Annotated in this window: 24 protein-coding genes; 12 read left to right on the top strand and 12 right to left on the bottom strand. The window is 68.2% G+C overall.

Features of this window, described 5'->3' with window-relative positions:
* Positions 1-56 precede the first annotated feature (56 nt).
* Positions 57-902: a prohibitin family protein gene (locus tag ACOOHF_RS12485; protein WP_419935173.1), complete on the bottom strand. Its 846-nt coding sequence runs from the start codon at positions 900-902 to the stop codon at positions 57-59.
* Positions 903-1,061: 159 nt separating this feature from the next.
* Here ACOOHF_RS12485 and ACOOHF_RS12480 point away from each other — a divergent pair, with 159 nt between their 5' ends.
* Both ACOOHF_RS12480 and ACOOHF_RS12475 read left to right on the top strand, forming a co-directional pair.
* Complete coding sequence (locus ACOOHF_RS12480) at positions 1,062-2,789, top strand: N-acyl-D-amino-acid deacylase family protein (protein WP_420461944.1); 1,728 nt, start codon at positions 1,062-1,064, stop codon at positions 2,787-2,789.
* A gap of 121 nt (positions 2,790-2,910) precedes the next feature.
* Positions 2,911-3,660 (top strand): hypothetical protein, encoded by a 750-nt coding sequence (locus ACOOHF_RS12475; RefSeq protein ID WP_420461943.1) that lies wholly within the window; start codon positions 2,911-2,913, stop codon positions 3,658-3,660.
* Here ACOOHF_RS12475 and ACOOHF_RS12470 read toward each other — a convergent pair.
* The 3 genes from ACOOHF_RS12470 to ACOOHF_RS12460 form a co-directional block, all read right to left on the bottom strand.
* Entirely contained in the window at positions 3,620-4,717 is a 1,098-nt protein-coding gene (locus tag ACOOHF_RS12470) for a Fic family protein (protein WP_420461942.1), read from the bottom strand. The two genes, ACOOHF_RS12475 and ACOOHF_RS12470, sit on opposite strands and share 41 nt — an antisense overlap.
* Positions 4,671-6,416 carry a gamma-glutamyltransferase gene (gene ggt / locus ACOOHF_RS12465; protein WP_420461941.1) on the bottom strand — a complete coding sequence of 582 codons (1,746 nt, stop codon included), beginning with the start codon at positions 6,414-6,416 and terminating at the stop codon, positions 4,671-4,673. Before ggt ends, ACOOHF_RS12470 begins: the two co-directional genes overlap by 47 nt.
* 117 nt (positions 6,417-6,533) lie before the next feature.
* Complete coding sequence (locus tag ACOOHF_RS12460) at positions 6,534-7,415, bottom strand: cyclase family protein (RefSeq protein WP_420461940.1); 882 nt, start codon at positions 7,413-7,415, stop codon at positions 6,534-6,536.
* Positions 7,416-7,514: 99 nt separating this feature from the next.
* Here ACOOHF_RS12460 and ACOOHF_RS12455 point away from each other — a divergent pair, with 99 nt between their 5' ends.
* Genes ACOOHF_RS12455 through ACOOHF_RS12435 form a run of 5 tightly spaced genes read left to right on the top strand, consistent with a single transcriptional unit; the run spans position 7,515 to position 11,548 of the window.
* Positions 7,515-8,399 (top strand): DMT family transporter, encoded by an 885-nt coding sequence (locus ACOOHF_RS12455; protein ID WP_420461939.1) that lies wholly within the window; start codon positions 7,515-7,517, stop codon positions 8,397-8,399.
* 37 nt (positions 8,400-8,436) lie between these two features.
* Complete coding sequence (locus tag ACOOHF_RS12450; protein ID WP_420461938.1) at positions 8,437-9,072, top strand: RNA polymerase sigma factor; 636 nt, start codon at positions 8,437-8,439, stop codon at positions 9,070-9,072.
* Between the two features lie 58 nt (positions 9,073-9,130).
* Positions 9,131-9,865, top strand: a complete 735-nt coding sequence (locus ACOOHF_RS12445; protein WP_420461937.1) for a zf-HC2 domain-containing protein — start codon at positions 9,131-9,133, stop codon at positions 9,863-9,865.
* Complete coding sequence (locus ACOOHF_RS12440; RefSeq protein WP_420461936.1) at positions 9,865-10,716, top strand: DUF4097 family beta strand repeat-containing protein; 852 nt, start codon at positions 9,865-9,867, stop codon at positions 10,714-10,716. The genes ACOOHF_RS12445 and ACOOHF_RS12440 overlap by 1 nt, the downstream gene beginning before the upstream one ends.
* A 58-nt stretch (positions 10,717-10,774) precedes the next feature.
* Positions 10,775-11,548 carry a DUF4097 family beta strand repeat-containing protein gene (locus tag ACOOHF_RS12435; RefSeq protein WP_420461935.1) on the top strand — a complete coding sequence of 258 codons (774 nt, stop codon included), beginning with the start codon at positions 10,775-10,777 and terminating at the stop codon, positions 11,546-11,548.
* A 36-nt stretch (positions 11,549-11,584) separates the two neighbouring features.
* Here ACOOHF_RS12435 and ACOOHF_RS12430 read toward each other — a convergent pair whose 3' ends face one another.
* From ACOOHF_RS12430 to ACOOHF_RS12420, 3 genes are all read right to left on the bottom strand, one after another.
* Positions 11,585-12,355, bottom strand: a complete 771-nt coding sequence (locus ACOOHF_RS12430) for an NYN domain-containing protein (RefSeq protein ID WP_419935163.1) — start codon at positions 12,353-12,355, stop codon at positions 11,585-11,587.
* Positions 12,356-12,522: 167 nt separating this feature from the next.
* Complete coding sequence (locus ACOOHF_RS12425) at positions 12,523-14,163, bottom strand: amidase (RefSeq protein WP_420461934.1); 1,641 nt, start codon at positions 14,161-14,163, stop codon at positions 12,523-12,525.
* Between the two features lie 39 nt (positions 14,164-14,202).
* The gene (locus tag ACOOHF_RS12420; RefSeq protein WP_420461933.1) at positions 14,203-17,424 is read right to left on the bottom strand and encodes a sialidase; all 3,222 of its coding nucleotides are present in this window, start codon (positions 17,422-17,424) and stop codon (positions 14,203-14,205) included.
* Positions 17,425-17,599: 175 nt separating this feature from the next.
* On the opposite strand from ACOOHF_RS12420, the gene ACOOHF_RS12415 reads away from it, so the two are divergent.
* Positions 17,600-18,826: a Uma2 family endonuclease gene (locus tag ACOOHF_RS12415; RefSeq protein ID WP_420461932.1), complete on the top strand. Its 1,227-nt coding sequence runs from the start codon at positions 17,600-17,602 to the stop codon at positions 18,824-18,826.
* A 27-nt stretch (positions 18,827-18,853) separates the two neighbouring features.
* Here ACOOHF_RS12415 and ACOOHF_RS12410 read toward each other — a convergent pair whose 3' ends face one another.
* Both ACOOHF_RS12410 and ACOOHF_RS12405 read right to left on the bottom strand, forming a co-directional pair.
* Positions 18,854-19,030 (bottom strand): hypothetical protein, encoded by a 177-nt coding sequence (locus tag ACOOHF_RS12410; protein ID WP_420461931.1) that lies wholly within the window; start codon positions 19,028-19,030, stop codon positions 18,854-18,856.
* Positions 19,031-19,050: 20 nt separating this feature from the next.
* Positions 19,051-19,248, bottom strand: a complete 198-nt coding sequence (locus ACOOHF_RS12405) for a hypothetical protein (RefSeq protein WP_419942060.1) — start codon at positions 19,246-19,248, stop codon at positions 19,051-19,053.
* 155 nt (positions 19,249-19,403) lie between these two features.
* Here ACOOHF_RS12405 and ACOOHF_RS12400 point away from each other — a divergent pair, with 155 nt between their 5' ends.
* Positions 19,404-19,994 carry an excalibur calcium-binding domain-containing protein gene (locus ACOOHF_RS12400; protein ID WP_420461930.1) on the top strand — a complete coding sequence of 197 codons (591 nt, stop codon included), beginning with the start codon at positions 19,404-19,406 and terminating at the stop codon, positions 19,992-19,994.
* A 217-nt stretch (positions 19,995-20,211) separates the two neighbouring features.
* On the opposite strand, the gene ACOOHF_RS12395 is transcribed toward ACOOHF_RS12400, so the two are convergent.
* Together ACOOHF_RS12395 and ACOOHF_RS12390 are read right to left on the bottom strand one after the other, a co-directional pair.
* Positions 20,212-20,646: a TipAS antibiotic-recognition domain-containing protein gene (locus ACOOHF_RS12395; RefSeq protein WP_420461929.1), complete on the bottom strand. Its 435-nt coding sequence runs from the start codon at positions 20,644-20,646 to the stop codon at positions 20,212-20,214.
* Between the two features lie 13 nt (positions 20,647-20,659).
* Complete coding sequence (locus ACOOHF_RS12390) at positions 20,660-21,022, bottom strand: cupin domain-containing protein (protein ID WP_420461928.1); 363 nt, start codon at positions 21,020-21,022, stop codon at positions 20,660-20,662.
* A 260-nt stretch (positions 21,023-21,282) separates the two neighbouring features.
* On the opposite strand from ACOOHF_RS12390, the gene ACOOHF_RS12385 reads away from it, so the two are divergent.
* The 3 genes from ACOOHF_RS12385 to ACOOHF_RS12375 are packed head-to-tail and all read left to right on the top strand — an operon-like array spanning position 21,283 to position 23,811.
* Positions 21,283-22,527, top strand: coding sequence for an AAA family ATPase (locus ACOOHF_RS12385; protein WP_420461927.1), 1,245 nt, complete (start codon positions 21,283-21,285; stop codon positions 22,525-22,527).
* Positions 22,528-22,555: 28 nt separating this feature from the next.
* Entirely contained in the window at positions 22,556-22,753 is a 198-nt protein-coding gene (locus tag ACOOHF_RS12380) for a hypothetical protein (protein WP_420461926.1), read from the top strand.
* Positions 22,750-23,811, top strand: a complete 1,062-nt coding sequence (locus ACOOHF_RS12375) for a hypothetical protein (protein ID WP_420461925.1) — start codon at positions 22,750-22,752, stop codon at positions 23,809-23,811. The genes ACOOHF_RS12380 and ACOOHF_RS12375 overlap by 4 nt, the downstream gene beginning before the upstream one ends.
* A 115-nt stretch (positions 23,812-23,926) precedes the next feature.
* Here the strand turns inward: ACOOHF_RS12375 and ACOOHF_RS12370 are convergent, their stop codons facing one another.
* Positions 23,927-24,580, bottom strand: a complete 654-nt coding sequence (locus ACOOHF_RS12370) for a hypothetical protein (protein ID WP_420461924.1) — start codon at positions 24,578-24,580, stop codon at positions 23,927-23,929.
* Positions 24,581-24,609 lie beyond the last annotated feature (29 nt).

Raw genomic sequence — 24,609 nt, 5'->3', positions numbered from 1 at the left:
GGGACACTCGCGGGTCGGCGGTCGGTTGCCCCGGGCCGGCGCGCCGGCGCCCGGGGTCAGCGGTTCGGAGAGAAGAAGAGGGGGATCCCGCCTTCGGTCGGCGCGATGACCATGTTGTTCGTCCCCTCACCGATCTTCCCGAGCATCTCCAGGTAGCGCCAGTGCAGGTAGCGCTCGCCCGACACGCCCGCGAGGCTCTGGGCGATGATGTCCTGCGCGTCCCGGATACCCGCGGCCTCCGCGCGCTGCTGGTTCGCCTGCTCGACGACGACCTGGGTCTGGTACTCCTCGGACTGCACCTGCTGTTCGCGCGCCAGCTTGGCTTCGATCGCCTCCCGGATCGTCTCGGGCGGCGCGACCTCGCGTACGAAGAAGTCGGTGATCTCGACCCCGCGCGGATTCAGGCGACTCGTCATCAGAGCCTCGATGCGGGCGGAGATCCCGGTCCGTTCCGTGGACAGGATTTCGGAGGCTTCGATCTCTGCGATCGCGTCCCGGATGGCGGAGCGGTAGGTGTTGTAGACGAACGAGGAGACGGCGTTCACGTTCCCCACGGTCAGGTAGAGATGGACGGCGCTGTCCGGATTGATGCGATACCGATAGGCCGCATCGACCGCGATCTGAAGCTGGTCCGAGGTGAGAGCATCGAGCCGTTCGGCCTGTCCTCCGGCGGGGTACTGGACCTCCCGCAGGGGATAGTTGGTCCAGGACCGCAGCACGTTATGATACAGGCCCTGCGTGTAGGGGCGGGACGATACCGCCCCGGTGACCGGGTTCCGCTTCACCGCGACCTCGTACTGGTCCACCCGGTTGAAGCCGAACACGAAGAGGATCAGGACCAGGAAAACCCCGGCCACCGCGGCGATCGTACCCAGCCGCAGCGACTTCACAGAATTCGACATTTTTCGTCCTCCCAAGACTGGAATGTGCATCGCCCGCTACGTGGGCGCGGGCGGGCGGGTCTGTTGTGCCTGCGGCAAGGTAACCGCGCGGTCGCACCTGCCCCACCGGGCCGGTAAGATCCACCTGGCCACACCTACCCCCTCGCCGGAGAAGCATTCATGCCTCGACGGATTCATGGAAGCGCCGCCCCGACCCGGATGACGCGAACGGCCCTCGCGGCTGCGCTCGCCGCCTCGTGGGCCTGCTCGGCCCCGGTCCCCACCGACGAGTACGATGTCCTCATCCGCGGTGGCACGGTCTACGACGGCTCCGGCGACCCGCCGCGCGTCGCCGACGTGGCGATCGCCGGCGACACGATCGCCGGGGTCGGCGACTTCGCGGGCGCCATGGCGGCGACGACGATCGATGCCACCGGCCACGCGGTGTCGCCCGGTTTCATCAACATGCTCTCGTGGGCGACCGAGTCGCTCCTCGTCGACGGACGATCGCTCAGCGACATCCGCCAGGGCGTGACGCTCGAGGTGTTCGGTGAGGGCTCATCCATGGGACCGCTCAATCCCGAGATGAAGCGGGACATGGTCGAGCGGCAGGGGGACGTGCGCTTCGAGGTGCCGTGGACCTCGCTCGGCGAGTACCTCGACCACCTCGTGGCACGCGGCGTGGCGACGAACGTGGCCTCCTACATCGGGGCCACCACCGTGCGCGTACACGAGCTGGGTCACGAGGACCGCCCCTCGACGCCTGCGGAGCTGGGCCGCATGCAGGACCTCGTGCGGGACGCGATGCGCGAGGGGGCCCTGGGGGTAGGCTCGTCGCTCATCTACGCGCCCGCGTTCTACGCCGGCACGGACGAACTCATCGCGCTCGCGAGCGCGGCCGGCGAGTACGGCGGCGGGTACATCTCCCACATGAGGAGCGAGGGGAACCGCCTCCTCGAAGCGGTGGACGAACTCCTCACGATCGCGCGCGAAGCCGGCGTGCGGGCGGAGATCTACCACCTCAAGGCGGCGGGCAGCGAGAACTGGGACAAGCTCGACCAGGTCATCGAACGTGTGGAGGCGGCGCGCGCCGAGGGGCTCGAGATTACGGCGGACATGTACACCTACACCGCCGGATCGACGGGGCTCGACGCGGCGATGCCGCCCTGGATCCACGAGGGGGGCCACGCCGCGATGATCGAGCGGCTGCGCGATCCCGCGACGCGCGAGCGGATCGCGGAGGAGATGCGGACGCCTACCGACGAATGGGAGAACCTGCTCCTCGCCGCCGGATCACCCGAACGGGTACTGCTCGTCGGCTTCCGGCAGGACTCGCTCCGGTACCTGACGGGCCGGACGCTGGCCGAGGTCGCCGCCGCCCGCGGCACCGGGATCGAGGAGACCGCCATGGACCTCGTGGTGCAGGACGACAGCCGCGTGGGCACGGTCTACTTCATGATGTCGGAGGACAACGTCCGCCGTCAGGTCGCCCTCCCGTGGGTGAGCTTCGGCTCCGACGCCGGATCCCTCGCCCCGGAGGAGCCGTTCGTCCGCTCCAGCACCCACCCGCGCGCCTACGGCAACTTCTCGCGGCTCCTCGGCAGGTACGTGCGAGACGAGGGGATCATCCCGCTCGAGGAGGCGGTCCGGAAGCTGACGTCGCTGCCCGCCGCCAACCTGCGCATCGAGGGGCGCGGCCGTCTCACGTCCGGCTATTTCGCCGACATCGTGGTGTTCGATCCCGGGACGATCGCCGATCACGCCACGTTCGAGGAGCCGCACCAGCTCGCGACCGGCGTCCGCGACGTGTTCGTGAACGGGGTGCAGGTCCTGTCGGAGGGAGAACCCACGGGGGCCACCCCGGGGCAGGTGGTGCGGGGACCGGGCTGGGAGGGCGCCCCCCGCTGACGCCCGTGCGAGGCGCGGGTCGGCGGATGGGCATCCATTCCATCGGGTCGAAGGTGACCTGGTGCGACGAGACGCTGGCGGCGATCGACCGGCGGCTCGCCTCCCCGCCCGGCTCCGAATCATGACCCTGTTGTTCAGCGTGCTCATCTGGGCGCACGTCGCCACCGGGTTCGTCGGTCTCGTCGCGTTCTGGATCCCGGTGTTCGCTCGCAAGGGCGGCCGGGCGCACGTGCGGGCGGGCCGCGTCTACACCTACTGCGCCTACGTCGTGACGCTGTCGGCGGTCACCGCCTCGGCGGGACGTATCGTCGCCTATCTGAGCCAGGGCATCGGCGTGGCCGAGCGTCCCGACCTCTACGGCTTCCCGTTGTTCCTCGGCTACCTCGGGGTGACGACGTTCGCCATGGTGCGCCAGGCGTTGCGCGTCGTGGCCACGCGCCGGGCGCCGGAGACGCTGCGGACCCCGTTTCACGAAGCGCTCGGCTGGGCGTCCATCGCGGGCAGCGTCACCGTCATCGCGTACGCGCTGGGCGTGTGGTCCGGCATCTCGCCGATCCTGCTGGGGCTGAGCCCGATCGGCCTCTTCACCGGGCGGAACATGCTGCGGCTCATGCGCCATCCGGGGTTGGAGCGCATGGGGTGGTTCTACAGCCACATGGGGTCGATGCTCGGGGGCGGCATCGCGTTCCACACCGCGTTCGCCGTCTTCGGGGCGCCGCGCCTGTGGGCCTACGAGATCGCGGGACCGTTCGCCGTCGTGCCGTGGATTCTGCCGACGGTCATCGGCATTCCGGCCATCGTCGTCTGGACCCGTTACTACCGGCGGAAGTTCAACCCGGCGCCGCCGCCCGATGACGTCCACTCGGCGTGAGGCGATACCGCTGGTTGTGGGCGCGCGGCGCGTCCGGCCGGGTCATCGCGATGAAACCGTGACGCAACGCGGGCCGCAGGTAGTTGTAGAGAAAATTCGGGCGATGCGTCAGCTGCAGACGCGACATCAGTTCCCTCGCGGACAGTGCGCTGTCATCCATGACCGCAAGGAGGCGGCGCACTTGTTCGGTTACTTGTTCGGTTACTTGTTCGGTTCGTACGTGCTCCAACACGACCTCGCGAATCATCCGCAAGGCGTATTCCACGAAACCCGTGGACTCGCCCGCCCGGCCACTCTCGCGCAGCGCCTCGTAGTAGCCGGCCCGGTGGTCTCGAATCATGCTCTCGACCGGCAGCGCGGCGAAGAGGGGTTTCCAACGGGCGAGGATCAGCGTCTGCCAAAGCCGGCCCATACGCCCGTTGCCATCGGCGAAGGGGTGGATGAACTCGAACTCGAAGTGAAACACGGAACTGGCGATCAGCGGATGCTCGTCCGTCTCCTCAAGCCAACCCAGCAGGGCCGACATCAGGGACTCCACACGGGAGGCCGGAGGCGCGATGTGGACCACGCCCTCCGGGCCCGCGACGACGGCACCGCCGGTTCGAAAGCGGCCGGGCGCCTCGATGAGTCCGTCCATCATTATCTGATGCGCCCGCAGCAGGTCCGCGACCGAGTGCGACATCCAATCCGGCATCGCCTCATATGCCGCGAACGCGTTGCGGACCTCGAGCAGGTCGCGGGGCGGCGCCCGGACGCGCCTGCCGTCAAGTACGGCGGCGACTTCTTCGACGCCTAGCGTGTTGCCTTCGATCTCGACCGTGCTCTGTACGGTCCTGATACGATTGGCGCGCCGTAGCGCGGGGCGAACGTTTTCGCCGCCTTCCGACTCGATCCTGCCCATGGCTTCGCCGATGTCGGCCACATGGCGCACGATCTCCGGGGTGACGCGAAAGGGGGGCTCATAGCCGCCTTCCCCGGAGAGGCCGGATGCGTCCACCTGCATCTGCCGGCTAGTTGCCGCGCGCGCCGCCGTCGAAGGCGCGGCTGTCGGCGGCACCCCAACGCAGCCCGGTGTCCCAGTCGATGTAGATCCCCATCGCACTTCCCTGCCCGCCGCGGCTCCTCACCGCGTGACCCATCGTTTCGTACAGACGCCTCGTATCGGGCGAGAAACCCCACTCCTCGAACGACGTCACGTCGGGAAACCATTGGTGGTGGATGCGCGGCGACTCGATCGCCCGCCCGAACTGCGACCCCGTCATCCCGTGGTCGACGACGTTGAGCACGACCTGGAGCGTCGTGTTGATGATCGTGCGTCCGCCGGGGCTTCCGATCGCGAGCACCGGCCGGCCGTCTCGCGCCACGATCGTCGGCGTCATGCTCGACAGCGGCTGCTTCTCCGCCGCCACGAGGTTGGGCGGCGTGCCGATCGTGCCGCGGGAGTTCGTCCGGCCCGGGATCGCGTTGAAGTCGCCGAGTTCGTTGTTGAGCAGGAAGCCGGCGCCGGGGACGACGATGCTGGAGCCGTACCCGAACTCGAGCGTGTAGGTCACGGCCACCGCGTTGCCCTCGGCATCGACTACCGAGTAGTGCGTCGTCTCCTCGCTCTCCGCCGCGAAGACGGCGTTGAAGGCGGCCGAGTCGCTGCGCGAAGCGCGCTCCATGTCGATGCTCGACCTGAGCTGTCCGGCGTACGACTTGGATGTGAGGCGATCTATCGGTATGTCGGGATTGAACTTGGGATCTCCCAGATAAAGTGCCCTGTCGGCGTACGAGCGCCGCATCGACTCGGTGAGGAGGTGGAGGTAGAGCGCCGAGTTGTGCCCGATCTCCGCGAGGTCGTACCCCTCGAGGATGTTGAGCATCTCGACGAGTCCGGTCCCGCCGGAGCTGGGCGGCGGCATCGAGTAGACATCGTAGCCGCGATACGTCCCGTGGATCGGGGTCAGTTCGTCGGCTTCGTAGCGGGCGAGGTCCTCTTCCGTGATCAGGCCGCCGTGCTCCGCCATGAAGTCGGCCACGAGCTTCGCCGTCTCGCCGCGGTAGAAGCCGTCGTGCCCGTCGCGCTGGATGCGGCGCAGCGTCTCGGCCAGGTCCGGCTGCCTGAAGGTCTCCCCCGGCTCGTACATGCGGACGCCGTCCTTGAGAAAGGCCTCGCGCGTCGCGTCGTACAGCGGCCCGGCCCGGCCCGGCAGGGAGCGCAGCCAGTTCTGCATCGCCCACGTGGACGGCATCCCGTCGGCCGCCAGCCGGATGGCGGGTTCCAGGAGGTCCGCCCAGGGCAGCCGCCCCAGCCGCTGGTGCGCCTTCCACATCCCGGCCACCGTGCCGGGGACCCCGATCGCGAGCAGCCCGATGCGGTTCGAGTTGTCCCGGACCTCGCCGGTCCCGTCCAGATACATGCGTTCGGTCGCCGCGAGCGCCGCCTTCTCCCGGAAGTTGAAGGTCGTGACCTCGCCTTCGGCCCCGTGGTACACGAGGAAGCCGCCGCCACCGATGTTGCCGGCGGAGGGCAGCGTCACGGCGAGCGCGAAGGCGGTGGCCACGGCCGCGTCGACCGCGTTGCCGCCCTGCTCGAGGATCTCCTGGCCCACTTCCGAGGCCAGGTAGTGGCTGCTCACGACCATGCCGCCGCGCGACGGCGCGGCCATGCGGCCGGACTGCGCGGCCAGCGGCGAAAGGGCGACCCAGCCGGCCACGGCCGACAGGGCGAACGTGCGGATGGCGAACGCGGACAGGCGCTTCCTGGTGATCAAGACCCCTCCTCTGGACAGAGACGCTTCACCCGGCTCTCCGCGCCGCGTGCGAGCGGCGGAGCGACGATCCCGGGATCGCGCGCAATGTCGGGTGACTTTGAACGGGCGGAAAGGGGATCACGGTTCATCGGATCCCTCGGAGACGGGGACGAGCGCGACCGCCCGCAGGGGGCCGCCGGAACCACCGGAGATCTTCATGGGGAGGGCGATGACGGTGGCCCCGCGCGCGGGGAGCCGGTCCACATTCGTCAAGTTCTCGAGGCTGGGGACGCCGGCCGCCGCCGCGACCTGGTGGACGATGAAGTCGGTCGAGGGACCGTAGTCGATCGACGCCGCATCGATGCCGAGGACCGCCGCGCCCCGTCCTTCGACGAGGAGCCGCGCCGCCTCCTCCCCGTAGCTCGGGAAGTGAAGGTTGGACGCGTCTCCCGGCGTGTCGTCGCCCAGATAGGCGAGCGCGTCGGGCCAGCGCGCGCTCCACCCGGTGCGGAGCAGGATGATGCTGCCGGGGGCGATCTCCCCGTGCTCCGCCTCGTGCGCCTCGATATCGTCCGCCGTGAGCCGGTAGTCGGCGTCGGCCGCGGCCTGCGCCGTGATGTCGATGACGACCGCGGGCCCCATCAGCCGCTCCAGCGGGATCGACGCGACGTCGCCCCCACCCTCGTGGAAGTGGATCGGCGCGTCGATGTGCGTTCCCCCGTGCTCGGCGGTCGCGAGCGTGTAGGCGGAATAGAAGTAGCCGGCCTCGGTCTCGCCGAACGCCAGTTCGTCGAGCCGGAACCCGGCGGTGTCCGTCGGCCAGTAGATCGTTTCCGGACCGAAGGTGTGCGTGAGATCGACGATCTCGAAGTCCGCCAGGTCCAGTTCCGCCGCGGGCACTTCCGCGGAGGGCGTCTCCCGCCTGTCGTCGGGCGTCTCGACCCAGATCGAACACGCCGCCAGCGCCGCGCCGGCGACGAAGACGCCCGCGCCCCGACGCAAAAAGTCCGAACTCGGCATCGCTATTCTCCCTCGTTCCGGTGCCTCCGGCATGCCCCCCCGGGCTCTGTCCCTCCCGGTCAAAGTGGCGACCGACGGTGGGCGAGGCGAGATTCGCTCATGCGCAACATCACCCGGGGCCTCCTCGTCGTCTCCATCGCCTCGCTGGGCTACGGGGCCCTGCCGGTGCTGGCCAAGCTCGCTTTGGCCGAGGGGGTCGAGGTACTGCCGCTCCTCGTGTGGCGCTTCGTGCTCGGGAGCGGACTCGTGTGGGCGTTCGTGCTTGCGACCGGACGCCCGCGCCCGCCCCGGGGGCGCGTGGCCGGGTTGTGTCTGCTCGGCGTGCTCTACGCCGGCAACGCAATGTGCTACATGCTCGGCCTGGACCGGCTTTCGGCCTCGCTCGCCACCCTCCTGCTCTTCAGCTATCCGGCGATGACCGTGCTCCTGGCGCGCGTCTGGGTCGGCGAGCGCCTGACCTCACGCCGCATCACCGCGCTGTTGCTCGCAACCGCCGGGTGCGCACTCACCGTCGGATCCGGGGTCCGGTCGGGGAATCTGCTCGGCGTCGGCCTGGTCGCGGTTGCCGTGGTGCTGCTGGCGACATGGGTTGTCCGAAGCCACGGGGTGCTCAAGGGACTCCCGCCTGTATCCTCGACAGCGACGGTGATCACTTCGACCGCGATCGTGATCGCCCTGACGGCCTTCGCGACCGGAGGGATCGGCGTGCCTCTCGCGCCCGCCCCGCTCGCCCTCCTTGGGGCGATCGGCCTCTTCTCGACCGCGATCCCGATCACGGCGTTTCTGGTCGGGATCCAGTGGATCGGGCCGGCCCGGGCCGCCATCGCCGCCACGGCCGAGCCGGCGGTCTCGCTCACACTGGCGGCGTTCGTCCTCGGCGAGCGCATGTCGAGCGGGCAGTGGCTCGGCGCCCTGCTCATCCTCGCCGGCGTCGTCTGGCTCCGCCTCGAACGCCAGCCGCAAGCCGTCGATGCCCACCCGTAACCGCCGCGAAGCCGGAAGGCGGACTCCAACCTTCCCGGTGCAGAGCGCGTCTCAGGAATCGAACGCGGACGGGGGACAGACGGGCCAGGTAGCGATCGAATCGAACGGCGAAGCGAGGCGGCACGGGTCGGACGCGGGGGAGGGGGGGCGAGTCCCCGCCGGCGTCGCGGCGGACGTGCGCGCGGCCGCGTTCGGTGATGGGGCGGCGTTCGAGCGGATCTATCGCGCCCATGTGTCGCGCGTGTACGGACTCGTCTGCCGGCTGGCCGGGAGCGAGCGCGCCGACGAATTCACGCAGGATGTCTTCGTGCGGGCGTGGGAAAAGCTGGGGACGTTCCGCGGCGAGGCGGCGTTCGGTTCGTGGCTCCACCGGCTTGCGGTGAACGTGGTCTACAGCCGTCTGCGGGCCGTACAGGTGCGGCGGGAGCGGGAGACGGGAGGCGAACTCCTGCTCACGCGGGCCCGGGCGCGGCGAGACAGCATCGAGATCCGGCTCGATTTCGAGGTCGCGATCGAGCGGCTGCCGGAGAGGGCGCGACAGGTGTTCGTCCTGCACGACATCGAGGGCTACAAGCACCGCGAGATCGCGGAGATGCTGGAGATCACGGCGGGGACATCCAAGTCGCAACTGCACCGGGCGCGGATGATCATGAGACGGCACCTCGACGCATGACGGGTGGAACACTGACACGCGTCCAGAGGCGTACCGGAAGGCCGGGAGGGTTCAGCGCATGACGGACGGCCGACATTCGAAGGATCGGTTCCGCGACCGCCTGTCGGAGTATCTCGACGGGGGGCTCGGACCCGAGGAAGAGACGCTGGTCGAGCGGCATCTGGAGAGCTGCGAGGACTGCGCAAGCACGCTCTCCGAGCTGGAGGCCGTGGTGGAGCGGGCGGGCCGCCTCGGCGCGCGCGAGCCGGCCGGGGACCTGTGGCCCGGGATCGCGGCCCGCCTCGGGGCGGACGTCGAGGCGCCCTCCGCGGAGACCGACGTCGCCGATCCACCGGCCCGGCAACGGCCGGCCGCGCGCGGGATCGCCCGCTTCGCGCCCCAACTCGCCGCGGCTGTGGCGCTGGTGTGGCTCTCCGCGGCCCTCGTTTGGATGGTCGGCGCCCGGGGCGGCACGCCCGATGGCGGCCCCCCCTCCATCGGCCGCCCCTCCCTGCTCCCGCCGGCGGCCCGGAGCACCTCGACCAGCACCGAGGCGGAGGCGACGGCGGAGGAATACGCCGACCTCATCGCCGAACTCGAACGGGTGCTGTTCGATTCCGAGCGACCGCTGCCGCCGCAGACCGTGGCGCGCATCCGACGCGCCCTGGTGACGATCGACCGGGCCATCGAGGACGCGCACGCGGCGCTCCGCGAGGTGCCGGACGATCCCTATCTCCAGCAGCACATGACGGGCACGATGCGGCGCAAGTCCGAGTTTCTCGCGCAGGCCGCGCAACTCGCGGCAAGCGACTGATGACTGCCGCGCTCTTCGCCCTGGCGCTCGCGACCGCGCAGCCCGCGCGCGATACGACGTTCGTGGTGCCGGAAGGCATCCGTATCGCCATCTCCCACCGCGAGGGCGACGTCAATGTGACCGGGACCGGGGGCCGCGAGGTGAGGGTGCTGCTGGAAGACCGGGAAGGCGGAGTACGGGTCCGGTCCGAGGGCGCGACCTTTCATGTGGGCGCGCGCGACCGGGGAGACGATGGGGACCTCGTCGTCTGGGTCCCGGAGGATGTCGACGTGAGCGTGACCGGGCGCGAGGGCGACATCACCGTCGTCGGCGTCGCGCACGGTGCGGTTGAGGTGCGCACGGCCGACGGAGACGTGGAGATCGACGGCGCGGCACGAGTCGATGTCGCCGCGCTCGATGGGGAGGTGCGGCTCGCGAATACGGGGCCCTCCGTCGTCAACGTGGCGGACGGCGATGTGTGGATCGACCGCGCCAGGGGCGAAGCGACCGTACACGGCATCGACGCGGACATCGTCATCACCAACGCCGATGCCCGGGCCGTCTCCGTCACCGCGGTGGACGGGAACATCTGGTACGACGGGGCCGTGCACGAGGGCGGAAGCTACTCGTTGAGCACGCACGACGGGGACGTGACCTTCGCCCTCCCGGAGGGCGTGGGCGCCCGGATCTCGGTATCCACGTTCGACGGCGAACTCCTCCCCTCCTTCCCCATCCAGTTCCGGGGAGGCCGGCTGCGCGGAGGCGAATTCACCGTGGGAGATGGATCGGCCGCCATCGCGCTGAAGTCCTTCGACGGAGACATCCTCCTCATCCGGCCCGGGGAGCGGGTCCCGGATTGGGACGACGAATAGGAGACCAGGAATGGAAACCGGGAACAGGCAACCAGGGAGCGGGACGATGCGAGATTCGGTGCGACGACTCGCCGCGGCAGCGGCGTTGCTGGTCATTTCGGGCACGGCCGCGGCACACGCTCAGGACTTCGAGTGGCAGGGCGCCGTGGAGAGCGGGGACGCGGTCACGATCCGGAATGTGAACGGCGTCATCACGGCCCGCGCGACGGACGGGAGCCAGGTACGGGTCGAGGCGACGAAGGAAGCGGATGACGACGATCCCGACGCGGTCCGCATCGAGGTCATCGAGGACGACCGGGGCGTGTTGATCTGCGCGGTCTACCCGTCGCGGCGGGGGCGGGACCAGAATCGGTGCGGACGCGGCGACGACTACGAGATGAGCGTCCGCAACAACGATGTGAAGGTGCACTTCACGGTCCAGATCCCGGCCGGAGTCGGCTTCGAGGCCCGTAACATCAACGGCGACATCGAGGCGCAGGGAATCTCCGGCGACGTGGAGGCGAGGACGGTGAACGGGGACGTTGCGGTCGGGGGCGCGGGAGCGGTCTCCGCGCAGACGGTCAACGGGGACATCGAGGCGCGGCTGGCCGATGGACCCACCGAGGATCTCCGCTTCAGGACGACGAACGGCGGCATCCGGCTCATCCTGCCGGACGGGACCGATGCGGACGTGAACATCCGAACGGTCAACGGCTCCATCGATACAGAGTTCCCGCTCACGATCCGCGGCCGCTGGGGACCGAAGTCGGCCTCCGGCGAGATCGGCGGTGGCGGCCCCGAGATTGAACTTCGCACGGTCAACGGCAGCATCGCCCTCGTGCGAGGAGGCTGACCCTCTACAAGACCGCGCCTTCAGCTTCTCTGGGCCTCACCAACCCTTCGGTTTGGAGATCACCGTACCCGGAAGCGTGTCGGGAAACTGCGCTTTCCCCAGCATCGCAGTCCGGATATGGCGTTTATGGCTGGCCACCTGGTCGAGCTTCTGAGCGACGCGCCCGCGTCCCGGACAGACAATGAACACTGTCTTGCCTCGTTCCTGGGTGACCATGCGGATTGGCGTCACGAGATCGGTATCGTTCGAGATAACGGCTGCTGCTTCGAACCGATCTCCCCACGCGTCATTCAGCAGATGGGCGGCGAGATTGACGTCCGATCCTTTCTCCTCCTGCGTGTGGAATTCGGCAACCAGCGCATCCGGCAGCGGTGCCGAGCCCTTCTGCCGCCTCTGCCTCCGAGCCCCGGGTACCGAGTAGGTGCCTACGGGCAATGTCCGTGTGTCTGGAACCGCGACCGTGTGATCGCCCGCAGGCAGGACGACCGGTTTGGGTGTGTCGATCTGGCTACCGGCCACCGGCAGGTTGATGAGCGGTCGCCAGACCGTTTTGGCCAGAAAGCTGCCGAAATACACATCAACCTCCGGAAGCGTACCAAGCGCATTCAGGTATACCTGCTGACGAGCCGGCGTACCGCCGTCTGGAATCCCCGACACGCGGGCGGTGAAGTAAAGCACTCTGTCCAGCACGCATGCCGCGGGAAGCAGGAGCGCACTCAGCCTGACAGGGTCAAGCCACTTGAACGGTGTTCCCTTGAGGGCTCCGTAGTACAGGTTGAATCCGTCGACATAGATCCTCGTTCTCATGCCGTCTCCTTAAAAAGCAAGGACCGCCCCAAAGAGCGGCCCTTGAGCCGACAGCACGCTGCCGACGGGTATCGAGACCCAATCTAGCTCCGGGCGGATCCGTCTGGCAACTTGGTGGAAATCTCAGCCAACTCCACTGGCGCATCGATCCGCCAGAGGAGGCCCCCTTACCCGAGCGTAGCGGCGAACGTCGGCGGGCGGCGCTCCTGGGTGGCCTGCTCGTAGGCGTAGGCGATGCGCAGCAGCGTGGGCTCCGTCCACGCCGGACCGAAGAACGAGATCCCGGTCGGGAGCCCGCGCACGAAGCCCATCGGCACCGTGATGTCCGGAACGCCGGCGATCGCGGCGGGCGCGGCCGAGCTGCCCCCGTCGAGGCGGTCGCCCTTGATGTGGTCGGTCGGCCACGGGAGATCCCGCGTCGGGGCGACGATCGCGTCGAGATCGTGTTCCCGCGCCAAGCGATCGATCCCATCCTCCCGGTTCGCGCGCTGGATGGTGGTCACCGCGTCGATGTATTCGGGGTCCGTGAGTGGCCCGCGAGCCTGGGAGGCGATGAGCCGCTGCTGCCCGAAATGTGGCATCTCGCGGTCCGCGTTGCGCTTGTTGAACTCGATCACCTCGGCGAGGCTCTTCACGGGGGCGTCCGGCCCCAGCCCGGCCAGGTACGCGTTGAGGTTCGCCTTGAACTCGCACTCGAGGACGACGAGCGAGAGGGTGTCATTCCAGGCGGCGGCGTCCATGTTGGCGGGGTCGATGATCACGGCGCCCTCGGCCCGCATCGCCTCGATGGCCTCGTCGAACAGCGCGAGCACGCGCGGGTCGAAGCCGGGGAACGTGCGCACGACGCCGATGCGGGCGCCCTGCAGCCCGGCCGGGTCCAGGAACTGCGTATAGTCGGCGTACGCGCGCCCCTCGCTCGCTGCGGTGGCGGGATCCCGCGGATCTACGCCCGTGCAGGCGCCGAGCAGAACCGCCGCGTCCCGCACGGTCCGGCACATGGGCCCCGCGGTATCCTGCGAGTGGGAGATCGGGATGACGCCGGCCCGGCTCCACAGCCCCACGGTGGGCTTGATGCCCACGATCCCGTTGCTCGACGAGGGGCACATGATCGAGCCGCCCGTCTCGGTCCCGACCGTGAGCGCGCACAGGTTGGCCGAAGCCGCGACGCCCGACCCGGAACTCGAGCCGCACGGGTTTCGGTCGAGCGCATACGGATTCCGGCACTGTCCGCCGCGCGCCGACCATCCGCTGGTTGCGCGTATGCCCCGGAAATAGGCCCACTCCGAGAGATTCGCCTTGGCGAGGATCACGGCTCCGGCCTCGCGCAGTCTGGCGGCGACGCCCGAATCCTGCGGCGGGATCGAGCCCTCGAGCGCGAGCGACCCCGCGGTCGTCGTCATGCGGTCGTGCGTGTCGATGTTGTCCTTGAGCGCCACAGGGATCCCGTGGAGGGGCCCGCGCACGTTGCCGGCCGCGCGCTCGGCGTCCAGCTCGTCCGCGATCTGGAGCACGTCGGGGTTCGTCTCGATGATCGAGCGCAACTCGGGTCCCCGCCCGTCCAGCGCCTCGATCCGTGCGAGGTACAGTTCCGCGATCGAACGTGCCGTGCGCTCGCCCGACGCCATGCTCGCCTGGAGCTGGTCGACCGTCACCTCGTCCAGCTCGAACGGGGGCACGGCCGCGGCGCCATCCGCGCTCCCGGCCGCGGCACCGCCCGACCCGCCCTCGGGCGCGCACCCCGAAGCGGCGGCCACCGCGCCCAGGCCTCCCGCGACGCTGGCTCCGATGAAGTGTCGGCGATCGATCATGGCGCTCCTCCTCTTTTCAGCGGCTCCCACCGCGGCGGGTCAGGACGCGTCGTCGGTGATGATGAGCATGCCCAGGCCGCGCAGCATCTCGTTCAGCGCCGTGACGTCCGTCCGCACGAGTTCCTCGAGTTCGGCCAGGTGTGCCTCGAGCGCCTCGCGGAGGATGGCCTTCACCTCCGTCTGCTGGTCCGTGGGACGGAAGTCCGCGATGGCCAGCGCGCCGACCAGGTAGCCGAGCTTCTGCAGGAGCCGCGCCTCGAAGCGCACGCCGTCCTGACCCTGACCCGTGAGGCGCAGGTCGACCATCGTCTCCTGCAGGTCGATCAGCTTCTGCCGCAGATCCTCCACCGAGACGGCAACGTCCTCGTCCTCCGCGAACCGCGCCAGCGTCCGCAGCTGGACCCTCATCGCCTCCACCCGCTCGACCGCCTCCCCCGCCCGCACCACGTCTTCGCGCACGTCGCGGATGAACGCGATCTGTTCGGCGATGTCCGCCTCCGTCCCCCCGGAGTGCGGGTCCTTCAGCACCGTCAGCGGCTGCTCGTGCGTCGCCCCGTCGACCGTCAGGCGCACCGCGTACCGCCCCGGCGGCATGAGAATCGAGATCCGCTGCCCGCCGGGCGCCGGCCTTCCCTCTTCGCCGACGTCGATGTGCTCCGCGTACATGGGCGGCGTGAGCATCCGGATCGCGTCGTTGGGCTCGTCCCGCAGGTCCCAGTGGATCCGGCTCACCCCCGCCCGGTTCGGACCCTCCAGCGTGCGCACGACCGTCCCCGACCCGTCCAGGATCTCGATCGTCGGCGCCTCCGAGGCCTCCGCCCCGAGCCAGTAGTTGAGCGAGGCCCCGTACTCCGGATCCTCTCCTATCGTGGGATCGTCATACGGGATCGACGGCGGCGTGATGGGCCGGAAGCGGTACGCGGCGCGCGGCGCGAACAGGTGTGAGGTCGACGCCATAACCTCCGGCGTCAGCTGCTGGATCGGCGACAGGTCGTCCAGGATCCAGAACCCGCGCCCGTAGGTGCCGACCACGAGGTCGTTGAAGTGCTCCTGAACCACGATCCCGGACGCCGGTGCCGCCGGCAGGTTGTTCTGCAGCGGCTGCCAGTCATCCCCGTCGTTGAAGGAGACGTAGACCGCGTTCTCCGTGCCCACGTAGAGGAGCGCCGGCCGCACCGGGTCCTCGACGATCACCTTCGTGTAGCTCAGCATGCTGGGCGGAATCCCGTCGGTGATCTTCTCCCACGAGGCGCCGAAGTCGCGCGTACGGTAGACGTGCGGGTCGCGGATGTTCACCTGATGGCCGTCCGCCGCGATGTATGCGGTGCCCGCGTCGTAGCGCGAGGCGGCGATGCTGCGCACGGCGATCCACTCCGGCAGCCCGTCGACGTTCCCCGTGACGTCGGTCCAGTTGGCGCCCCCGTCGCGCGTGATGTGGACGCGCCCGTCGTTCGTGCCCGCCCAGATGAGCCCCGCCTCGATCGGGGACTCGGCGATCCCGAACACGACGCCCGCGTACTCGACGCCGATGTTGTCGCCCGTGAGCCCGCCGGAGAGTCCCATGCGGCTCTGGTCGTTCAGCGTCAGATCCGGGCTGATGACCTCCCAGCTCTGCCCGCGGTTCCGGGTCCGGTGCACGTGCTGGCTCCCCACGTACACCGTCTCGTTGTCGTGCGGCGAGATGTGGACCGGCGCGTCCCACACGAAGCGGTAGCGAACCCCCGACGCCGCCCCCCGGCTCTGCTCGGGCCACACCTCGACGGCCCGGTACTGCCGGCGCTCCTCCTCGTAGCGGACGACGATCCCGCCCACCATCCCCGACCCCGAGGCCGAGGACCAGACGATGTTGGGGTCCGTCGGATCCGGCGTGGCCCAGCCGCTCTCGCCGCCTCCGACGTGGTGCCACATGGCGCGCGGAATGTGGTTGATCCCCCGGACGCCGAGGATCCGGCTGTTGCTCGGACCGCGATACGTCGGCTCATCCTGCTTGTTCCCGAGCACGTTGTAGGGGACCGCGTTGTCCACCGTCACGTGGTACATCTGCGCGTTCGTGAGGCGCTGACGGAACCACGTCTTCCCGCGGTTGATCGAGATCGACAGCCCCTGGTCGTGCGCCACGATCATGCGGTCGGTATCCACGGGATCGATCCACATGTCGTGGTGGTCGCCGCCCGGCGCCTGCGGGCGCGGCGTCACATCCAGCGTGCGTCCGCCATCCGTCGACACCGTGAAGGAAGCCGTGAGGAAGTAGGCCTCGTCCTCATCGTCCGGCGAGATCACGACGCGGGAGTAGTAGTGGGGCCGCCCCATCGCATTCCGGTTGCGGGTGATGAGCGACCAGTTCCGCCCCCCGTCCTCCGAGCGCCACAGCTGGCCGTCCTCGGTGGGTTCGCCGTTCCACGGGATCCCGTCCCCCGTCTCGAGCATCGCGTACACCCGCTGCGGGTTCGAGGGCGCAATCCCCACGGCGACCTTGCCGACCGGCTTGGTCGGCAGGCCGATCGTGTTGTCCGGCCCGTTCAGCTTCTCCCACGTGTCCCCGCCGTCGCGCGACACGTGCAGTCCGCCCCCGGGCCCTCCGCTCGTCCGCCCCCAGGTGTGGATCTCGAGCTGCCAGGTGCCGGCGAAGAGGACGCGCGGGTTGGAGGGATCCATCGCGATGTCCGAGCACCCCGTGTCCTCATCGACGAAGAGGACGTGCTCCCAGCTCTCGCCCCCGTCCACGGTGCGGAAGACGCCGCGTTCCGGCTGCGGCCCGTATGAATGGCCCAGCGCGCAGGCGAAGACGATGTCCGGGTTCGTGGGATGGATGGCGAGCCGCGGGATCCGTCCCGTGGGTTCGAGCCCCATGAGGGTCCATGTCTCCCCGGCGTCCGTCGACTTGTAGACGCCCTGCCCGACCGAGATGTGGCTGCGGATCTTCCCCTCCCCCGTTCCCGCCCAGACGATGTTGGGATCGGCGACGGAGACGGCGAGCGACCCGATCGACTGCACCGGCTGGTCGTCGAACATCTCGTCCCAGTTCACCCCGCCGTCCGTCGTCTTGTAGATGCCGCCCGAGGCCGCGCCCACGTAGTAGGTGTACGGCTGGCCGGGAATCCCCGCCGCGGCGCTGAAGCGGTTCCCCTCCGGGCCGATGTTCCGCCACTGGAGCGTCTCATACGCCGTCGGATCGGGAGCACTCTGTGCCGCGAGCGGAGCGGCCGCCGGAAGCGAGAGGATGAGAAGCGCGAAGAACGCGCAGAAGGGTCGGACGCGCATGGCAACCTCGCCGGGTTGAGACTGGACGATTGCGTGAGACGATCACGGATTCAGGCCGTTGAGCACGGTGCGCCGGCCCAGCCCGGCTGACAAGACCGCCGCGGGAGTCCGACGAGCGGAAGATGGTGGCCCGAAAGTGGCTGGGGCTCGCTTGCCGACCTATCCTGAGTAGACCATGGCACTCCCCTATATGACTTGGCAGGACGCCCTCCAGATGCCGGAGGACGGACGTCGCCACGAGGCGATCGATGGCGAGTTGTACGGTACGCCGGCTCCGAGCACGCGCCACCAACTGGTCTGCGGGGAGCTCATCACGGCGCTTGCCTACCTCCTGGACAAGCCGGGATACGGACAGACGTTCGTCACCCTGACGGCCGTCGAGTTCCCGGAGACGCGCGAAGGCGTCATGCCGGACCTCATGTTCGTGTCCAACGAACGGCGAGGGATCATCACGGAGACCTGGCTCGTGGGCGCACCGGATCTGGTGATCGAGATCACCTCTCCGGTGACGGAAGACCGCGACCGCGGGGTCAAGCTCGGGCTCTACGAGCGACAGGGCGTTGGGGAGTACTGGGTCGTCGACCCCGACGAGAACACCGTCGACGTGTGGCGGTTCGGCGAGGCGCCCGAGGAGGAGCGCTTCACACGGGCGCTGCCGGTGCGGCTCGGCGTCGAACAGGTCGGTGTCATCGACCTCGAGGTCGTTTTCTCGCGCGAATTGTTCCAGCCCGGGCGACAGGCAGTGGCGCGCCGAACCGGGACGCACCCCCCCGTCGAGAGCGGGATGATGGAGGCGGCGATCGTAGGGTCGGAATTGGAAGCCACCCCGGCCCGGAACTATAATGTGGCGACCATGCCACTCCCCTCGATCACCTGGCAGGACGTCCAGCAGCTGCCGGACGACGGAAATCGCCACGAGGCGATCGAGGGCGACGCGTACGTGACCCCCGCCCCGACCTTTCGCCACCAGCGCGTGAGCCTCCGCCTGATGCTCGCCCTCGACCGGATCCTGGAACAACCCGGGCACGGCGTGGTCGTGCAGGCGCCGTTCGGCGTCGAGTTCCGCTCCACGGGGGAAGGCGTCCAGCCGGATCTTCTCTTCGTATCGGAGGCGCGTCGCGAGCTCATCTCGAACGCGTGGCTCACGGGGGCTCCCGACCTCGCGGTCGAGATCCTCTCCCCCTCGACCGCGGAGCGCGACCGGGGGCTCAAGCTCCGCCTCTACGAGCGTCAGGGCGTATGCGAGTACTGGATCGTCGACCCCGACGAGAACACCATCGACGTGTGGCGCTTCGGAGAGGAGCGCCGACGCGAGCGTTTCACGGGAACTCTCCCGATCAGACTCGGCACCGAACAGGTTGGTTCAATCGACCTGGAGGCGGTGTTCGCCCCCGACTTCTGATCCGCTTATCGGAGGACCGGCCGCAGCTCACTCGCTGATGGACGCGGGGGGGCCGACCTTCCAGTGCTCCGCCTCGTATCGCTCGATGAGCGCGACGAGGGTTTCCAGCGCGTGACCCTCGGCGGTGCCGGGTGCGGAGCCCATTAGCCTGTCCACCGCAGCCAAGGCCGCATCGTAGTCGGCCTCGTTCCCGATGGACCTCATCGCGGTTTCACGCTGCAAGCTCATTCGTCCCCGCCGTCGCGTTGCGTACGCTCTTCGCGGACCAGCCGGGCTGCCTCGATGCCTAGATCGGTCATCGGATGCGCGGCCAAGTGCTCGCGGAATTCCCGCCCGTCCACCTCGCGCTCGATGGCGGCGAGCACCACCTCGCGGATCGTGAGGTGGGTCTCCCGCGCTCGCTGCCGGAGGCGTTCGAGCAAATCCTCGGGTACGTCCAACGCAAGACGGGCCATGTCATTACAAGGGCATGTCCGGAGGGCGATGGCAAGCGCGAGTTGAGCACGGGTTGAGAGTCCGGGCGACCATGGGGTCCGACTAGGGGACGACTCCCGCCCGGAGCCATGATGCGCGGACCATGCCGCTTCGCTCGATAACCTGGCAGGATGTCCAGCAGATGCCGGACGACGGCAATCGCTATGAGGCGATGGAGGGCGATCTGTATGTGACCTCCCGCCCCGGCCAACTCGTCCACTCCGACGCGCTCGGTGCGTCGCTCTTCAAGCGTGTGGCCCGGTCGCTCGCCGCCACGATCCGTCCCCGACACAATCAACGCCATTCGCCCATGAATGGGGGCACAGGAGCACCAATGAACGACTGGAAGTCGAACCTCCCCTGGTTCCTCGCCGGTGCCGCCAGTGCGGCCCTCGTTACCGTCCTCCTCACCGCGGGGCCGGGACCGCAATCCGATCCGTCACAGGTCGAAGCTGCGCCGCGCATCACAAACCCCGTCGCACCGGGCAGTCCCATCACGATCCCGCCTGCCACGCAACCTCCCGCTCCTCAAGTGGCGACTCCAGGCTCGCCGCTCGCACTCTACGACGACAACGGGAACGGACGGATAAGCTGCGCTGAGGCCCGGGCGCACGCCATCGCTCCGGTGTCACGGGACCACCCGGCCTACGAGTACATGCGGGACGGGGACGGCGATGGGGTCGTCTGCAAATGAATGCCGGCAAAGCGCATGCGTGAGTGCCGGCGCCCTCATGGCCGACGGCTGCGGGGCGTTGAACCCGGGTTGAGAGTCCGCGCGACCCTTTTAGGGGGCTCGACGAGAGGGCCGAGAATCCCTAAGCGCGTCGCGGCTTCAGCCTGCTCGTTCAGCCCCGCCCTCGCCACAAACGCATTCTTCGACGAGAGTCCGGGGGACCGTGGAGTCCCACCTCTTATCCGTCTCGCTCGGAAGGTTCCCGGGCGCGTGCCGCGTTGGCCCGGATGGCGTCCGCGACGAAGGCCGCAAGGCCCTCGTGACGCTCCTCGAAGTAGTCCGTGAAGCGGGGGTCCGCCGTGTACATGGCGGCCAGCCCACGGTGCATGTCGGGACTGCAGGCGTAGAACCACCGGTCGATGTGGCGCCGGTGCGCCTCGGCGAGGTCCATGGCGGCCGCGGACGTCGGGCTCGTGCCTTCGGCCATCAGCGCGGCCATGCGCCCGAACACCTCGTCGCCCTCGGCCCGGATCCGGGCCCAGTCGTCCTCCGAGTAGCCCCGGGTCCGCCGGACCGACTCTCGCCACGCGCCCGTGTGCCCCCAGCGTTCGCGCGCCTCGTCAGCGTACTGGTCGAGGGCGGGATCCACCGACGGCCCCTTGGCCTGAGACATCATCCGTCTCCCTTCAGATCCACACGTCCGACTCGGCGGTGAGGTCGCCGCGTTCGTCGCCCGTGTTCACGACGCCGCGGGGTTCGACGAGCATGAGCTTCACTTCCTCCTCGGCGACCGGGCGGTGCCGTACGCCGCGCGGGACGACGTAGAGTTCGCCGGGGCCGACCTCGACGGCGCGGTCGGGGAGGTCGATCCGCAGCGTGCCCTCCAGGACGAAGAACGCCTCGTCCGTGTCCGCGTGGTCGTGCCACACGAACTCGCCCTTCACGCGCGCGATCTTGAACTGGTAGTCGTTGAGTTCAGCCACGACGCGCGGCTGCCAGTGCTCCGTGAGCAGGCCAAACTTCTCCTCGAGGTTGACGGCATCCTTCAATCCCACACCTCCGCTTTCGCAGCTCTCGCCGGTCGTCACAAGAACCTCCCGGACATCCAGATCATCCTTCCCGCACCTCCCGCAGACCGTCGTCACGTTCGCCGGAGAAGACCGATCGACCCTCACTCAAAGCATAACGTTGCGAGATCGAAGATGGGACGGAGGATGACGGGTACGTTATGTTCCGTCCCGCCCGGAACCGGTCGACGCGTTTCGGCTCCGTCGTGCGGGACGGAGGACGGGCCACCAAGGAAAGTCCGATGCTCAAGAAACTCACGGTTCGGAAGTTCAGGTCTCTGGCCGACGTCACGGTTGAGTTGCCGCAACTCGCGGTGCTGTTCGGCACCAACGCGGCCGGGAAGAGCAACCTCCTCGAGGCCATCCAGGCGCTTTCGTGGATCGGGAACCAGCGTACGCTGGCCGACGCCTTCGAGCCGCTACGGGGATACCCGTTGGAGACCTTTCATTTCGGCGCCGGAGGGTGGCCGGCTCTGTTCCAGAACGGAGCCGCCTCCTTCACGCTGGAGGCGGATGTCTCAACGCACGGAGGGGGCAACTATCGGTATCGCGTGCAGCCGGAGATGGACTTCACGTCGGGCGAACTTCGCATCAAGGACGAGTATCTGACTCAACTCACCAGGGCGGGCCGCGAGCGGAAGAACGTGACGGCGGCGATCGAGCACCAAGAGAACAGCCTTCGCATTCGGCGAAAGGGTAAGCCCGGCCCTCCTCGCCAGGAGGCGCTGGGGCAGAATCACGCCATTCTCTCCGACCGGAGTCTGGCCGGCGACGGATATCCGTGGCTGGAGGACGTCCGCAACGAACTCCTTAACTGGCGCACGTATTACCTGGAGCCGCGCACCGCGATGCGGATGCCTCAATCCCCGACTGACGTGTTCGACATCGGGATGCACGGCGAATTCATCGCATCGTTCCTGTACAAGATCCGGGCCCAATCCCAGAACCACTTCGACGCCGTCGGCCGAGCGCTCCGGTCCATCGTGCCGGGCATCGACGCGCTGCACGTGCAGTTGAACGAGCAGCAGGGGACGCTCGACCTGTGGACCCAGCAGGGCGAAGCTACGTACTCGGCCCGCGTGATTTCCGAGGGCACGCTGAGAGTCATTGCCCTGTGCGCCATCGTCGTGAATCCGTGGGGCGGTTCGCTCGTCGCGCTGGAGGAACCGGAGAACGGCGTACACCCGAGGCGGTTGGAACTGATCGCCCGCCTGCTCGCTTCGCTGGCCCTGGACCAAGGCCGCCAGGTGATCGTCACCACCCATTCCCCGCTCCTGTGCAGCGCCATCCTGCGAGAAGCGCGCGCGAGGGACAGCGATGACATCTCGCTGTTCAACGTCCGGCGCGTAGGGCACCAAACCGAGATCCAGCGTTTCCACGCCGACGCGCCGTTCTTTCAGGACGTCGAAATCGCAGAGGGGCTCACCACCCCCCCTGAAGACGCACTGTTCGGGAACCTCGTCCTTCGCGGATTCCTTGATGAGTGATCGGGCGACCACCGCAACGGAGAGGTTGATGAAGACGCAAGCAGTCTTGGCATCGGTACTCGCGTTCTCGAGCCCGGTAGCCGCACGGACCGTCATCGATCTTCCCGGCGAGGATCGTCCGCTGTCCGGGGAAGCCGAGTTCGTGTACCGCATCGGATCGGCCGTGGCGGCCGAGGCGTGGGAAGAGTTCTCATCGATTCGAGGCGGAAGGAAAGCCGCGCCTTGACGGTCCAATACCGCGGGCAGGTGGAAGCCCTCTACCGGCGCTTTTTTTGCGACTCGGGGATCGATCCGGAGACGGGGACAACACCGCTACAAACTGATTGGAAGTTCGCGGCCTACCCGTACATCGGCTCGAAGTACGGCGCGGACCCAGACGTGAAGAGGCTGCTCGTCGTCGGACGCGACATCGGGTCCGACGAGACGCCCGGTCGACTCCAGCACTTCGAGGAAAGACGTCGGGCGATCGAGTGCACGCCTTTGCCCTCGCTCAATCCTCACATCGCGGGCACCTACTTCACGGTGTTGAAGTACGCCTGCCCGGGTCAGGAGTGGGACCAGATCAAGGACCGCGATCAGACCTGCCAGGCCATCTTGAGAGACGGCTACTCGCTCAGAAGCAATCCGCTTTCCTACATCGCCCTGACAAACTTCTACAAGTGGGTCACGGTAGGCCGGCGGAACAAGGGTGGCGCGCAGGATTGCACGTTCGTCGACCCCCAACTCGAAAGGGGGCTGTTCCTGGAGGAAGTGCGCCTGCTCGCGCCGCACGTCGTCGTGTTCCAGGGCGCGGACTTCGACAAGGCTCGGTTTCGGCAAGTCCGCGATGCCATTCCGTCCGAGGCCGAGTGGCACGTCCTGGTGCATCCTTCGTTGCGCGGCAGTCGGCGGCCGAAAGACATCACGCATCCGCGACTGAGCGGCACAGACCCGAACGATGACTCACTCCCGCCTTCACCGGCGGTCGCGGACGACCTGCGTACAGGGGGCACCGAGGGCTACGGGGGGCTCTTCAGGGACGATGCGTTGCTGCTCGGCCTGATCGCTCTGGATGGCCAGAATCAAGCAGTCCGACTCCACGACGTGGTGGCCCATGTACTCGAGCACGGGTACGCCGGGCCGCGCGGCGGGAAAGATTCCGCCATCTACTTTGCGTGTCGCTGGCTGGCGAAGCACGGGAAGCCTGTCCGCGGCTTCGTCATCACATCTCCGCGTCGTGGCTACTACCGGCTCGAAAAGGCAACGAAGGCGCGGATTGCGGCATGGAGCACCGACGTGGCGTAGGAAGGTGTGGGGGAACTCCCCACCGGTCATCAAGAGGCTGCGGTTGGGTGATGATGACGCGCCTCCCGGAAAACGAGACCGTCGCAATCATTCGCAACGACCAGCAGGTTGCGGATCATGCGGCCCCGCGATCCACAATAACCACTTTGACGCCGAGTGTGTTCCGCAACGGAATCAGTTCGTTCGGGAGCGGATTCGCGAGGACCAAGACGGTACGCGCACTCACGCACCGTTGTTCGGCGTGTAACGTCGCCTCCAAGAGGGCCTTGTATTTCACACACTGAAACAGCCCTCGTTCGACGTCGCTCGGGGTTGAAATCTCCGACTTCACCTCGGCGACGGTCCATTCTCGGCTCGCACGAAACAAGACATCTGCCCGGTCGCCGGAGCGGAATAGAAACTCCGTTTCCCCCGGAGCGGTCGAGTCCGGTGCTCCTATTGTCACCGGATGATCGGCGACGAAACTCTTGAGGGCCTTGTGCTCTCGAGATTCCCCCTCCGAGCGGAGGCTCAGTCCACGTCCGGTCGCTAGCGTCGGAGCCGCGGCCGGATCGAGGCCGAAGTGACTCAGGACGTCCTCCCAGCGTCCGAACGAATAGACCTCCTCCCACAGCGGGGCTACGATCGCACGCTTGCCAGCCATGCTCGCATCCTCGTATTCCGCCTCGCCTGGGCCGACGAGCTCCCCCGGCAACCGAGACGATCGGTTGATGACGAGTACCTCAATCGGCGGGATCTTCTTCTGCCACGTCTCCCCCAACCTCAGCAATTCATTGCCGATGGATATGACCCCCAGAT

The sequence above is a fragment of the Candidatus Palauibacter sp. genome (genome assembly GCF_965216145.1).
Lineage (GTDB): Bacteria > Gemmatimonadota > Gemmatimonadetes > Palauibacterales > Palauibacteraceae > Palauibacter.
The sequence above is the reverse complement of the archived record's forward strand: the minus strand, read 5'-3'. Positions and strand labels throughout refer to the sequence as shown.